This is a genomic window from Nocardia sp. NBC_00881 (assembly GCF_045207455.1).
Classification (GTDB): Bacteria; Actinomycetota; Actinomycetes; order Mycobacteriales; family Mycobacteriaceae; genus Nocardia.
In genome coordinates this window covers 4490256-4505222 of record NZ_CP108798.1, presented here as the reverse complement: position 1 = coordinate 4505222, position 14967 = coordinate 4490256, and the positions used below count along the sequence as shown (strand labels likewise).

The 14967-nt window shown below is 64.4% G+C and carries 4 protein-coding genes; 3 read left to right on the top strand and 1 reads right to left on the bottom strand.

Annotated elements, in window-relative coordinates:
• The first annotated feature begins 136 nt into the window (after window positions 1-136).
• A complete protein-coding gene (locus OH799_RS18800; protein ID WP_406265635.1) occupies window positions 137-487 on the top strand; it encodes a hypothetical protein in 351 nt (116 codons plus the stop codon).
• Between the two features lie 87 nt (window positions 488-574).
• Complete coding sequence (locus OH799_RS18795; protein ID WP_406265631.1) at window positions 575-1138, top strand: YbaB/EbfC family nucleoid-associated protein; 564 nt, start codon at window positions 575-577, stop codon at window positions 1136-1138.
• A gap of 1242 nt (window positions 1139-2380) precedes the next feature.
• Here the strand turns inward: OH799_RS18795 and OH799_RS18790 are convergent.
• The gene (locus OH799_RS18790) at window positions 2381-2626 is read right to left on the bottom strand and encodes a hypothetical protein (protein WP_406265628.1); all 246 of its coding nucleotides are present in this window, start codon (window positions 2624-2626) and stop codon (window positions 2381-2383) included.
• A 218-nt stretch (window positions 2627-2844) separates the two neighbouring features.
• On the opposite strand from OH799_RS18790, the gene OH799_RS18785 reads away from it, so the two are divergent.
• Complete coding sequence (locus tag OH799_RS18785; RefSeq protein WP_406265625.1) at window positions 2845-14922, top strand: hypothetical protein; 12078 nt, start codon at window positions 2845-2847, stop codon at window positions 14920-14922.
• Window positions 14923-14967: the final 45 nt, after the last annotated feature.

The window sequence follows — 14967 nt, the reverse complement described above, 5'->3', positions numbered from 1 at the left end:
GGTGTCGGTGTCGGTGGAGTGGGTCGGGGCGCTACTGTGGCGTGGCCGTGGGCCGTCCTTCCCTTCGGTGGGAGTGCCTCCAGGAGGGTTGGTGCCAGAATCAATGCTGGCCGAGTGAATTCAGAGGAGGTAGGGCATGCCCGCGGAACACTTCAAGGCCGATTACGCAGGGATAGAGCGCGCCGCGCAGAAGGTGCGGGATCTGGGCGAAGGCATCGAGAAAGCGGTCTCTCGGGTGGAGGCGGCGCACAAAAAGTACTTGGACTACTGCTTCGGGGACAGCAAATCCTCGCAACAGTTCCTCAACGGTCCGGATGGCTACCTTGCCGGAGCGAAAGTCTTGGAGGACACGGGCAGGTCCCTTGTCGACTTTCTACTCGGAGGCGAGGGGCTCTCGAGCGGGCTGGACGCTACGGCAAAGGTAGCCCGCGCCACAGAGGATTTCTCTGCGGGGGAAATCGGGCATTCGGTCCGCGGCAAGGCGTAAGCGCAGATACTGAAGACAACCACGCTGGATCGGACTGCTCTCCGGTCGTAGCGGCGAGCGGGGGATGGATTGACGAACGACGCATCGATGGCCCGGCTGGCTGACCTGTTGGATACCGTCCAGGCCGGCATGAAATCGATCGATAAAATGCAGCAGCAGCGTGTCCTGTTGACCGGGGTCGGCACCGCGGCGAACAACCGCGTCAAGGTAACGGTCAACGCAGATGGCGCCGTGATCGAAACCAAACTCACCGGCGACATCCACAAACTGACCTACGACCAGATCGGAAATGCTGTCACGGCCGCCGCGCAGGACGCTATCGCGGAAATGCGGCGCAAAACAGCGGAACTGATGCAGCCGCTGCAGGAGCACAACCCCCTGGTGCCGAAACTCTCGGAACTAACTCCAGGTGCCCCGGATATTTTCGACCTGATTCCTAAACCGCCCGAGGCATCGCTCGCGCCGCCCGATTCACCGGACTGGAAGGCCGCGGACGCTGCCGAGTTCACCGATGTCGAGCAACAACGCTCCGTTTCGCGGTCTCGAGTAGCGGATCTGTCCGGTTCGCAAGCTCAGGTGGTTGCGGACGCTGCCGAGTTCACCGACGTCGAACAGCGACCCGACGTTTCGCGGTCGCGGGTGGCCGACTGATCAGGGTGTAGCGGGGTGTCACTGACGAGGAAGTCGCGAGCATCGTGGCGTCTGGCAGGTGGCGGTGACAGTACTTCGACGACACAGGCCTGCGGCACGCCTTGGAACCTGGTAAGAGAACCGATCAAGGGCGGGACGGCTCACTCGACCAGGTGTACTCACACACGAATTCATCACGGTTGACAGCCTTGCCGCACCCACCAGTGCCGACCATTACCTGATCTCGACCGATCTAGACGTCTCGGAGCGTATCTGAGAACTCGGGTGTGTTTTGAGGTTATTCGGTTCCGATCCTTATCTTCGGGGTCGTGTCCGGCTGTGGTGCGGCGCGTTCGACCGGCCGCTGTGAGATTGGGCAATGTGTTCACACGTTACGGCGGGCAAGCGCATCATCGAGCGAAACGACGTTGCGTGCGGCGAACTTGCGGCGGGCGCGAAGTTCGGCCCGGGTCCGCGGCCGGTACTTCGGTACTCGACCGCAGCCGCACGGTTCGAAACCCTCGTAACGCAGTCCGGCGCCGACCACAGCAGCCACTACCGACCAAGCTCGGGTGTCACGGCGAGGCGGCGCCGCGAAATCATGTCCGGCACACCGCATTGGTGTAGCGCACCGCGGACAGCGGTGCGCTACACCAGCATCGAGGGGGTGACGCTTGAACGACACCCGGCACGCCGCGCACACGTAGTGCAATTTGTAGTGCACGAAAGCGTAGGTACACATCAAGCGACGATATCCCAGACTGTTCCGACCCTGCCATCGCTTTCCGCCAGCGCTGGGCGGGCCCCGTTGGCCGACCTTGGGCGCTACTCGAGCCACTTCCGCCGCCGGGCAATCACGCCCGCTGTGGCGGACGGCCGCGGCGGCTGATCTGCGAGGCGGTCTTCTGCCTGGTGCGCTGCGGAATCGCGTCGACGCAGCTGCCGCATGATTTCCCGCCCGCAAATCCGTGTATGAAATCTATCGGCGGTGGACGGAAGCCGATGTGTGGCAACGAATTCACGATGTGTTGCGTGGTGTGAGGGTGGCTGCTGCCACCTATTGGCTACGGATGCTCGAACGCTACCTATCCACCAATACTGGTAATCCCTGTCTTCGGTCGGCGAGGTCTGACCGCTTTCGTGGGTTTGCGCTGTGAGCTGTGATGAGGAACTGAGGCGATGGTCGGTATGACTCCTGGCGTCGTCGCTGTCTACGACACAGGTTCGGGAAAGTCGCAGCGCGGCGCGGGATTCCGGTGGACCTCATGTCGGGGAGTGACTCGCACTGTCGCCGATCCATGGGTATATCCGCTGGCGTGGTGGTGGTATCGCGGCGGCCACGGATGTTCCGGTGCGGTGTATGGGAGGGGACCACTCGATGGTGCGGTCGCCGATGCTGTCGACCATCGCGGTAGGCGGGGTGTCATTGTGCGTGTCGAGTTCTTGCTGGATCTGGTTGTCCGGTCCGCTGGTTGCGGTGGTCGTGGACACCGCCGGATTCACTGGCATCGGGTGGCAGCGCTCCGTTTCGCGGTCGAGAGCGGTCGGCGCATCTCGATGACGATGGTGGTCACGGGGGCACTGGCGAGCACATCGCGGGTAGGCCATGGTGTTCGACGGGTGTTGAATGGATGTGATATCAGCCCATTACCCGCGGGCTTCTTCTGCCGGGCGATGATGCCGTATCGGGGTGTGGATATGACCGGGGCCGGGGTCGGGGGGTTGCGGTGATCACCTTGGAGATTCCGGGATGGTTGGCCGGGATGGCGGCGGTACTGAATTTCGACTGGACCGGTGCGGAACATATCGATGTTCGGGAAGGTGAATTAGCCGACGGAATCGGAAATTCTTGGCTCGATAGCGCGGGGATGCTACGGGAATTGGTGTCACTGCTACGGGAAATCCGAGACGAGGTCCCCGAATTCCTCGAAGGGGAGAGCGGGGCCGCGGTCCAAGAGAATCTAGACCTGTTGCTGCGCGGCGATTATTCACTGGATGTGCTGGCGGACGCGATGGAACAGATGGGGAACTCGGTCCGGGACAGTGCGGCGAGTTTCCAGAGCGCGAAGATCTTGCAGCTGCTTTTCGCCGCGATGACCTTGTACACGATCTATAAACTTGTGGCGTTGTTGATGGCGACACCGGGCGGGGCGGCGTTGATCCCCGTGATGGTACCTGCCGTTCATGCGATCGGCCGGGAGTCGGTGCGGGCCGCGTCGGTGAAGTTGACGGCGAATTTGGCGGCCGATGCCGCGCGGGCATGGCTGAAGAATGTGCTGATGCCGCTGCTGAAGAAGATCGCGGTACCGCTTCCGATGGTGGGGAAGATTCTCGGTAATACGATGATGAAAGGCGCCGCGTTCGGGGGCAGCCTCCAGCTCGGGACGCAGGGCCTGCAGAAGGCGACTGGTCAAAGAGACCGTTGGAACACCTCGGAAATGGTGAGCTTCACGCTCTCCTACGCGTTAGCCTTCCCGGCGGGGCACTGGGCCGCCAAGGGGATCAGTCCGGTGGTGGCGGGGTGGTCGGGTCCGTGGTGGGTACGGATGATGGCGGTCGGGGCAGGCTCAGGGGTAGCGGGAGAAGCGGGAGGTTGGGCGGGGGGCATCGCAGCGCAGCTGGCCTCGGGTGCACCACGGCTCGATACAACAGGGTTCGGTTTGGCCAGTGTCCTGGCGGGCGTGGGCGAGGGGTCACTCGAAGCGGTCACCGAGGGCAAGCGCGCGTCGATGTCCGGGCATCCGCAACTACCGCGGGTCCAGCCGACCGCGCCGGCATTGAAACCCGATCACAACACCCCCGCAGCGGCGCAAGCCCTGAGCGGCCAGTTGAGGCGTACTCCGAATGATCCGGATATCGGTTATGCGCAGGGTGCGGGTGCGGGGCCGGAGGTTGCGTATCGCAAGGAGCAGGCGACCGCGGCGGCCAGGATTGCGGACGAGGCGCCGAAGGCAGGCAAGCCGGGGGATCCTCCGGCCCCACGGGAATCGTTGGGCAAGAGATGGGTTTCGACGCCGAACCCGCAGGAGAACCGGTCGGCCGCGGCGAGCAGTGCCGCCCTGTCCACCGGGAGTGGTGGTGTATCGACAGCGACGGACGCGGGTGGGTCCGGTTCGTCGGTCGGTGCGAATCGAGCTGCTGGTGGGGTCGGTGCCGGGACTGGGCGTGGAGAAGACACGGTGCATTCCGACGGCGGCGGTCGAACCGTCGGCCCGTCCATCGGCGGGCCCGGTGCAGCGGTGAATATTGCTGCCGGACCACACCGCCCGGTCGAAGTGGGCCACGGTCCGGCTTCCTCGACCGGCGAGCCGGATACTGCAGCGGGCAAACAGGCCGGCGATGGCAGCGAAGAGACGTCTGCACCCGCACCGAGCCCGGAGATTGTCCCGGTGGGGAACCCCGCCCGCGATGCGGTAGGTACGCCGGTCGCCGGGACACCGGCCCTCCCGATGGCGCATGCCGCCGTCGAGGTTGAAGGCACAGTCGTCCCCGGGCACCGCGGCGAACCAGACTCCGCCCCAAACAATGCCGCAACAGCTCCGGCACCAACCAGCCCGCTCTGGTCGATGCCCGCCTCCAAGACGGGTAACAGCCACCGGCAGCGTCTACACGACGACAGCCGAGATGACACACACACAAGTCCACACGACAGCCCGGACAAACTCTTCACTATCCCCGAGTTCGACACCGGGTCGATTCTTGGCGGCGACGGGGCAGCAGCGCCGGACCTGACCGGCTCTGACCTGTCCGGTGCCGTGGTATCCGGCGTGCAGAGCGGTCGAACTATTGATAGGCACACCACGAAACCACCGAAAGACCAGGGCGATGGCCTGACTGCGCCGGAACAACCGTCGGCCCAGCGACATCAGTCCCCCGGCATGGATGGCGGTGGCCGACCGGATGGGCTTCTGGAGGGTGCCGGGCTGTGGGACGAGCTGGGAAGGCTGGGCGACGTCGGTGACATGCTGCGCGAGGAGGCCGTCGTCGTGGGCGACGCCGCCGTGGAAGCTGCGCTGGGTCAGCGACCGCCCGGACAGGACGAGATCATCGAATTGTCGGTGCCTGTGAGTATGTATCGGCGGATTGCGGCGCAGTCGGAGTGGACGCCGGTGCCGAGTACCGGCGACGAGCACCCGCATCGGCTGGTCGAAGGACGTTCCACCCGCCGGTGGCCGAGACGTGTCGAACGCCGCCCGGTGCTCGGGCACGGCCGGTTTCGGGTTTCGGTGGGGTGGCAAGACCTGGTGAAGCACAAAGACCTGCGGCGCCGGGCATGGCGGACGTCACACGGGTTGCGCGTCGCCGGACTGCCCGACTACCGCTGGAAACGCGAGCGAGACCTGCCGGTCGATGTCGAATCCGCCCAGTGGGTGAAGGATTTCCTGCTCAGCAGGACGTGCGCGCCGCTGCCGGTGGAGGTGCTGTCTCGGGAGATCACCGAGGTCACCGGAATTCTGCGTACACACTTGTCCGCGGAAGCTATCCTCTCCCCCGACGTCCAGCGGGCCATCCGGCTCATCGCGGAGGGCTTGTACATCAACCGGACGTTGTACGGGGACTCTGATATCGGGCGTGTGAATCAGATTTACGGTTCGTTCGAATTGTCCGAGTATCAGGTCGGCGCTTTCTATCACAACGGTTTCGGCGTCGCCGAGGACCTGCACAGAATTCTGGACAACGGCATCCAGCAGAAGGCAGATATCGGCGACATTCTGTTGGCGATGACCGCCGACGCGTGGAGCGACATTGTCTACGGTGGCGGACGTCGAAGCAACAACCCGGAGGGATACGACGAAAAGGCGGCGGCTGAGCTGCTTTTCGAGCGTGCTCAACTGCACGGGTACGACCTGTCTACGGCGGCAGTTCTGGGATTCGCGGTGAACGCTACCGCATTCGACGAAACCACCGGCCGACAGGCGATCGAGTCTCCCGACGAGTTGTTGTGGCGGTGGCTCTCCGACGAGTCCATGCACCCTTTGGCTCTCCGCATCGGTCGCTGGGTGGCAGGGGCGGACCTGCAGACTTTGTCGGAGCCGGATGCCCTGGTCGGCACCATTGCGCTGGCGGCCGAGGACCTGATGTCACGACGCTACAACGAGGAGCGGGTATTCGGCCGTGTCCTGGCCCGAGTGGGGATTCGGGTCAGCGTCATGGGCCGATTGGGAAAACGAATCAGCCAACTCGAGGAAATGTTGCGGCTGGCCGACAAGTATCGCCACCTTCGACCGGGCGGTATCGGCGCCGACGGCCCGACGGTCAGGCAGGCGTTTATCGCACGGCTGCGAGGCAACGCCGGGTTCCTCGACCCGGACACGGGTTATCGCTATCCCGACGGCTGGGTTCTGGGCAATCGCGATATGCGCCGTGACCACGCCGCGAAGATACGTGAGATCGCCGACAAGCTCGACAACGATCCGGACTACACGCTGGTGAATGCCCTCGAGGAGGCGCAGGAGCATGCCAAACGGATGGGGGAGAAGTACGGCGGTTTCCGCGTGCAGCGGGTGGTGCGGCCCGGGGCGCAGCCGTGGAATCCGATGGCGCCAGGGCGCGATGATGGTTCCGGTCCCGAGGCGGGCGGGATTGTTGGTGGTGACGGTTCGGATGTTTGGCGGGAATCGGGTGTTGCTCCTGGCGGGACGCGAGCGGTCGAGTGTTTGGTGAAGGGACTCGAGCGTGTGCGCGCGAACACCGGCAACACCGGCGCGGTGGGTGATCTGAGGCCGGGGGAGATCGGTGCGCGGGGTGTGTTTCCGTTGGCGGCGCAGCGCGCCAGCAAAGGCGAGTTCTGTGAGGTGGGGGCCTGGGGGTTGTTGGAACAGCGGCTGCTGAGGATGGAGCCGGGGGCGACATTCTTGGTGGTCCGGCAGTTGGTGGATGCTGATTCGCACGAATTCGGCTTGTCCGACAGGGGGCCGGGTTCGCACGTTGTCGTGTTGTCGCACAGCAAGGAGTACCGGGGGAAACTGGAGTTCTTCGATCCGGACTTCGACCTGCCGTGGGTGTATAATGTCGGGCAGCGCCCTGCGGATTTGGATCTGTCAGAAGACGGGGACAAGGTCGCGGTTCTCTACGACCACCAGGGAGTGGTTCACAAACTGCCGGGTCGACCCGTTCTACCGATGTTCCCGGTCGGCCAGTCCATGGACACGAACGACGACCAGGTGCGGTTTCCGCTGGATGAGGCTACGGGGGCCGGTGCGTCGGCTGCGGTGGTTGATGGTCCTCTTGTCAGGACTGCTCCGAGAGACGGATCACCACCCGGCGCCAGCACTGCACCAATTCCGGCGATTCACGACGGCCGTGTGACTGTTACGGATGAACTGGCGGAGGTGGAGGGCCGCCGCGACGAGTTGCTGTCGAAGCTGGGTATGCGCGGTGTGCCGGGCGAGGCGCCCACGGTGCCGGTGCGTGCGGCGATTGCCACTGCGCGCGAGCAGCTGGAGGCCATGCGGGCGGAGTTTGCGATCAGGATCGGTGACGTCCCTGTCGAGGATCTGGACAAGATCACCCTGTCCGAGCTGGGAGGGCTGCGGGCGATCGATGATCGGGACAGGATCAGGTCGCGGCTGGCCGAATTGACTCAGCTGGAACAGATACTGGACCGGCACCAGCAGCTGATGGCGGAGCTCGGCGTACCGGAGCCGGCACTTCTCGTGTCGGTGCCCGTGTACGGGACGGTGCGTGGGGTGGAGAACATCCGCCCGGATGTCGAGTTGCTCGACTTGCGCATCAAGGCTCTGACCTTCGAAATGAGCGAGCTGGACCGGGAGTTGGGTGTCGGTGACGTGCTGTGGCTGCGCCCGGATTCCCCATGGCTGGTCGAGTTGCGCCGCCGTGCCGAGGCGGATCGGCGTGCGTTGGCCGACGAGTTGTCGGTGGACCCGGCGACGCTGGCCGGTATCGGTCCGGAGATCCTCCCGGATGGTGCTAAGCGATGGTTGCGGAGCGATAGCCTACGGAACACATCGCTGGCCGGTGTATTGCTGGCGCTGGCGCAGCGGCGCACGGCGATCGAGCGCCGCTTGCGGTTTGTTGAGCTTGTCGCCGAACGGCATCACGCGAGGGCGGTGTTCGACCGGGAGATGTCTCGGCGCGCCATGGCCGACGAGCAGGTCGTGGCGCAGGTCCTGCGGCGGAGCGGCTTGACATCCCAACGATGGGAGCGGGTGAGCGAGCATGTGTTGCATCTGCGGACCGCCGAGACGGAACGCGATGTGCTGGTGGTGTTTACGACTGCGCACCGCCCTGATGCGGTACTCGACGCTTTGGGCGACAACCCGTCGTATGCGAGTGTTTTGGGCCCGAATCCGCCGTACCAGGTGGTGTTCGCCCGGCCCAAGCTGGACACCAGCAGGCCACGCCGGTCGGGCGAGGATGTCGGTATCGAGATCGATGAGGTCCAGACGCTCGAGCCGCGGTACCAGGAGCCGGACCACACCCAGATTCGTGCCGTTCTGCTGGAGGCGTATCTGGATCACCGCGCTGAGGGGAAGCTGTCCGGTGTTGGGTTCGACAACTGGATCGCACCGTTGGGGCGGGTCGACGCCCGGACTACCCTCGCCGTTCTGGCCGGTCGGGTCGGTGCAGGGCCTCATGATCCGTACAGCGCTCAGAAAGTGGCTCGCAAACTGGTCAGCGGGGAGATCAATGGTCGGTACCTGGTCTACGAACCCCCGAGCGGCGGGCTGCGCGGCGGGCATAGTGTCCGCATCGAGATCGCCGGGTTCCCGATCGATATCGTGATGAACCGCGACAGGGACGGTGTCTATCGAGTCGTGTACCGCAGCTTTGGGGACGGGAACGGTCCCAGCCAGGTGCTGGCGGCCCGATTCGGAAACTTGCGGACCACCAGCGAGCGCAAACTGGCGGGCGCCGTCAAATCCGCGCTGCGTGATCCGGATGTGGAAATCGCTGTGGCACAACCGGATACCGTCGAATCCGGGGTGGACAAGCAGCCACGGTCAACGGAAGAGGTCCGCCCGGACCCGGCCTGGAAGGTGTGGGAACCGGGCGCCGGTCGAGGCGCCTGGCCGGCGGCTGTCGCCACCCGGCTGCATCATCCCGAAGCGCGGTTGGCCGCCGGGGTGCTGGCCGCCCGCGATGTCATCGCCGCGGAAGGAGGGTTCCGGCTCGGTGAAGGCGTCACGCTCGTGCTGGGCAAGGTGCCACGAATCGTGGTCGCTGCCCCGGTGGCGGATCTGGAGTCGGTGTTACGGCGTGCGACCGCGGCGACGAGCAGCCAACTGGCCGAGGCCGGTATCACGGTGATCTACCACCATGTTTCGGTCGACGACCAAGGCCGGGTCACCGTCGGTCACCTGCCGCGATCACCGAAATCCGAATGGTCGAAAGAACCCGCGGTCTACTACAGCTGGGAGTACTGGCATTTGGGTGCTGCTGCCTGGAATGCCGCAACAGAGGCTGGTCTGGCGCATCTGGACACCCGACCGGTCGTGACTGACCCGGTATTCACCACCGCCGACGGCGACACCGACTGGAGGCCGCCACTGGCGCAGGTCGCGCAGCACGTGCAGGCCGCGACCAGCGAACTGCTCGCTGCCTTCGAGGAATCGCCCACGGCGGTGGCGGCACAATCGAAGACGCAGGCGCCTGCTGCCGGGACTGCGGCGCGGCGTGAGGGTGACGATGAGGACGACCCGGTCTTCCGTCAGATACGGAGCCGAGTATTCGGCCCAGGGGCGGACCCTGCTGCGCGGGCAGCATGGCTCCGCGAGCTCGTGGAACTGACGGACCTGGGCTACGGCGAATTGGCGGACTACTTTTTCGAGCGCGTCGTGGAACTGCCGGAATTCGGGGATCACGACAATCCGCTCGGGGCGCGATCGAACAAGCCGTATGCCGGTCTTTCTCCGAGGATCACAGGGCGGCCGGATGTCAGCGGGCCGCAGCCCTCGAAGTTCGCCGCCCTGGTCACGGTCTTGGGAGCACTGGACTTGACCCGCGACGATTCCGTGTGCGACATCGGCGCGGCCCTCGGTAAGGCCTGCCTGTTCTTCGCGGCGTTCACCCCGGTCAATCGGGTTGTCGGGATCGAGATAGAGCCCGAATACGCGCTTGATGCCGCTGCGCGCGCAAGCAAGCTGGGCTTGGACGTGGAAATCGTGAACGCGGACGCGCTCGATGCGGCGCTTCCTGACTGCACAGTTTTCTACCTTTACAGCCCGGTCCGCTGGAAAGCGAAGGGAGAAGCAGTGGGCATGCTTGTGGATCGACTCGCGGAATTGGGTGCTCGAAAGCATATCCGTGTTGTTGTCACGGGTATGCCCACGCAGCTGCTCCTGTTGGAAAAGACCGGTGTATTTTCGGCGGAGCCGGTCGGGGACTCGGCCGATTGGATCGTGTTCACGAGCCAACCAGCCGTACGCGAGCTCGACCAGTCGGGGGACAGCGGCCATGATGTCGCGGATGCGGTGACCGCTGATGGCCGCGATGAGCCCCCGCTGCCGGGCGTGAACGTCAACATGTCGGCGAATGGTCATGCCGATCGCGAGACGCCGCCTAGGAACGACTCGGATCCCGCGCTTGTCCGACGTGGCGGGTCGGTTTTGTCGGGGCCCCCATCCGGTGACGGCAGTCCCGACGACGGTGTCGACGCGGTGAATTCCGCGACAGAGGGTTCTGTCGATCCGATCGGCCAGCTGGATCAGCAGGCCACGGCGATGGAGGAGGCGCAGGCCGCGTCGAAAGGTGAGCTGGATCGATTGGCCGAGATGCGGGGTGGGGATCCGCAGTCCTTGCACCTGGGCTCGGCGGAATTGAATACTCTGAAGCGCGAGTTCGAAATCAAGACCGCAGAGCTGACTCGGCTGTTCCGGAAGGGGTGGCCGCCACGGCCGCAGCTGTCTCGGGTGATCGATAGTCTGCAAAACGGATTGCGGGCTCTGGGCCATGCGGGCTGGCAGGATTTCACGCAAAGGCTGAGAACAGGTGGGCTTGTCGACTTCGAGAGTCGCGCGATCGTTCGTGGGGTTAATTTCGAGGTCTTGGTCTCGACATTGCAGCTCGACCACAGGCGTACTGGTCGTGCTCATTACCATTACCCAGACTTGGCCAAACTGTTCGGGGTGACGGAGCAGAACCTGCAGCCGGGCGGTGAGGTCGTCGCGGGTGGGGATCCATTGGCCGAGTGGCGGCTGCTGGGTGCGACCGCGGGATCCAGTGATATCGGGAAACTGGTCAATGCGGTAACGGCTTACCTCGAGATCGGCCGGATGCTCGAGCTTCCTTTCGAGCTCGAGCGGATGGGGATGGAGATCGGTCGGCTTCGTGCGGAGCAAGCCCGACTCGAGTTGGCCGGTCTCGAACGGCAGCGTGCGGCGTCGGTCGAGGGGATCGACACGGACGATGATCTGGACTCGCGGATCAGTCGACTCGAACTGGCTCACGCCAAGGCCCGCTACCACCAGCAAGGATGCCGGTTGCGGTTGGTCGCCGCGGAGTTCGGTATCGATGCACGGCCTTCCAACGCATGGCGAATGGTGCAGCAAATCGAGGCTGTGCGAGCCGACTCGCGGTATTCGCGGAGTGACGTCGAGAAGTTGGTCAGTGCTTTCGAGGACTATAAAGATGCGGCTGCGACCCTCGACCCACGTGTTCGTGAATCGATGGCCATATCATCGCTGGAGCGGGCCGATTCCGGTGCTTCAGAGAACGAAGCAAGGCAGCTACAGCGACAGTCGAACGCCATCGAGCCTGTCGCGGACGTGGATGCGATGGTTCGCCGGCTCGACGAGCTGACTCGGGTCCGGAACCTGCGGGACAGATGGGCCGAACTGTGCGGCGTGAAGCCGACGGAGTTGAATTCGAGGCTCGAGTCGTTACGTCGTGAGTTCGCTGCGCTGACAGAGCAACTGGCCGGTACCTCCCCCACGGGTAAACCCACCGTTGGATCGGTGCAGCGAGCCAAGGATGAGTGGGATACCGAATGGGGGCGACCGACGGGCGGAACGAGAAAGGATTGGGACCGGGCTTCTGAGATCTACCAGAAGCGACACGATGCGGTGCGCTACCGAAATCTGCACTTCCTACTCCAGTACGCCGACGAGTGCATCCGCTTAGGTGCACAGCTGGGCCAGATTCCTCCTGTGCACGATCAGATGGTCGCGGAGCTAGAAGGGAATTCAGCGGAACGCCAACGCGGGCGCCCTGACTGGGTGTCGGTAGGTGATCCGCAGGTATATGAACCGACCCAGGCGACCAACGCCGAGTTGCATAAGTGGGGCCGGCGGATCACCGAAGCCGCGACCAAGCGCAGTCGGGTGTTCGACAATATCGTCGAGCGGGCTCGCCTGCTCGGAGTGGAGGATCCGGACAACCTGAGCCCGCGTGAGCTGAAGACGGCTGTTGCTCGCCTGATCGCCGAGTACCAGGACCGGGCCCACACATTCCGGGATCAGCCGCCGCTGTCCAACCAGAAAGAGAGGGCGGAAGCCGAAGCCTTCCACGTCGAAAATCTCGGCAATGACATTCTGGAGTGCTTCAAATTATTCGATTACGCGTACGCCGCCGAACGCACCGTGCGCGCCGAGGCGGCAACGGCGATCGCGCATGAGTTGATCCAGCGGGACGTAATCGAGGCGCAGGGGGGACGACAACTGGCCCCTGGTGTGGCGGTAGTGGAGGCCGACGGCGAACCGCCGCAGGTGTTCGTGGTGGGACCGGTGTCGGGCCTGGATCGAGTACTGGAAAAGGTGGCGCCAGAGATCCGCGAAGAGCTGACACGCCGCAACGCCCGATTCCACTACCGCCATGTCGTCATCGACGCGCACGGCGGGTCGTTCGTCCACGCTGTTCGGCCGACCCACCACCACGTGGAGCCGGGCCCGCACATCGTGCCCGAGTCACAGACCTCGCACATCGCGGAGGCCGGTGGCGAGCAGGCGGGGAATGCGGCGCACGTCATCGAGCGGGAGCCCGCCGAGGGCTCGGTCCATCGTTCCCTTCCGGGGGTGGTGTTGTCGCCGGAAGGGCTTCGTGAGTACGAGGACGTGGTGCGGCTTGTGGGCAATGCCGCCGAACAGTTGCGGGTGTGGCGACAGAAGCGCGATGCCCTCGCCGACCGGCTCGGTGTGTCGAATCCGGGCCGGCTGGGCTTGGGTGCCGATCCCGAAGCCCGCCAACAGGCATTCGTGGAGCTGTGGGAGCCGGTGACGGTCCGTCGGGAAGCTGTGGCCGGCGAACTCGGTATAGACCCGATGGAGTTGGAATCGGTCTGCATGTCGGACGCTGATGCCTCGGTCCGAGCCGAAATTCTTCAGCGGGAGTCCGACATTCGGGAGTTCTTCGATCTCGTCGAGCAGCATGAACAGGTGGCAACCGCCATGTCGGATGCCCGGAGTGCGCGAGACGCGGTGCTCACGAGCCGCGTCGTCGCGGCGGAGCTCGACAGCAGGGGCGACGGGCAGCAGTGGAACAACGGCGTCGGGTATTTCCCGGATCCGGCGGGCGGTGCGGGCGGCGTGCTGGTGGTCGCCGTGCCGAAGGGCGAGCATATGACGACTCTGCTCGCTTTGGCGGAGGATAATCCGCAGTTCGCGGATGCGTTGTCAGCGCACGCGGCGACGCTTCTGCTGTCGTACGGGTCGAGCGTTCCGGATGCTAGCCGTGTGATGTTCATGGTGTCGCACGCGGCGGCAGAAGGATCGACCGATTTCCATGCTGCGGTCGTAACGCTACGGGAGCGCGACGGGCATCGGCTTGCGGGAACGGTGCGACTGCGTATCCCACATGGCGACAACGCAGGTTCCGACGAGGGTGCGCAGTTGCGTGTGGTGTTGTGCGGCGGACCCACTCGAGTCCAGGACCTGAACCTTGTGATCGAGGGGCTGGCCGGCCACTTGTCAAAAATCTCGGCCGCTGAGATGCAGGCTGGCGTCGCCCAGGTTGTGCAGGCAGGGAAAGCCTCCGTGGGCGGAATCGAGACCGGGCGACTGGAAATCGCTATATCCGGACCAGCGGGACGACGGGAAGTCGGCATATCGGTATTCCGCTACAACGAACCCGATATGGACGATTCACCGATCGCCCATGTGGTCATCCGCGAGCGGACCGATGTTTCGGCGTCGGTTGCCGTCCTATCCCACAACGACAGTCCCCTGGATGACGAGGCTGCCGAATGGCTCACGCGCGCACTTGATCTGGTGAATGGTGAGGTCGAGCCCGATGGTCGTGTGTTGGAGCGGACGTCGGCGCAGGTCGCGGCGGCCCAGCTCGAGTTGATGAAGCTGGGCCGCGAGCAACTGGTGAGTGTATCGGCGGTCAACTGGTGGTCTGACGAAGCGCTGGTGCTCTCTGCCCGCGCTCAGGTGGAGGCTGTCGAGCAGTGGTATCAGGAGCTGAAGAGCAGCGAAACGAGCACCGCCGCAAGCGGGTTGGTGTTCGATTACGCCCGCATGTTGGGCAATCTGCCGGGCATTCCGACGCCGGTGCGCAATGCGATCAATCAGTGGCAACTACATCAGGATGTGAGTCGATGGGGGGATGCGCCAGGTCGAGGGTTCGTAGACGCGATAGGTCTTGTTCAGGAGGCGGAGGCGCGTTGTCCGCTCGGTACGCAGGTCAGTGTGTTGTCTTATCGAGTGAGTCACGAAGCCGAGCCGCGGGTGACCGAGCTGACGATAGTCATCGGAGACTTCGACGCTGCCCATTGTGAGGTGCATGTCCTGCAGGGGAGATCGTGTCCCGATCTGCTCGAGTATGCCCGCCGGACACTTGTACCACGCGCGATTGACGGGTACGAGGAGATGCAGCGCGGGCAGGAGTCGGGGGCGGTGGTGCTGTGAATCGGTGCGGAGGTTCCACCGCAGCACGAGGGCAGGAAGCTGCGC

What these genes read in the sequence shown, in the direction of transcription:
- OH799_RS18800 (WP_406265635.1), top strand. Translation starts at nt 137, where the DNA reads ATGCCCGCGGAACACTTCAAGGCCGATTACGCAGGGATAGAGCGCGCC.
- OH799_RS18795 (WP_406265631.1), top strand. Translation starts at nt 575, where the DNA reads ATGGCCCGGCTGGCTGACCTGTTGGATACCGTCCAGGCCGGCATGAAA.
- OH799_RS18790 (WP_406265628.1), bottom strand. Translation starts at nt 2,626, where the DNA reads ATGCCAGTGAATCCGGCGGTGTCCACGACCACCGCAACCAGCGGACCG.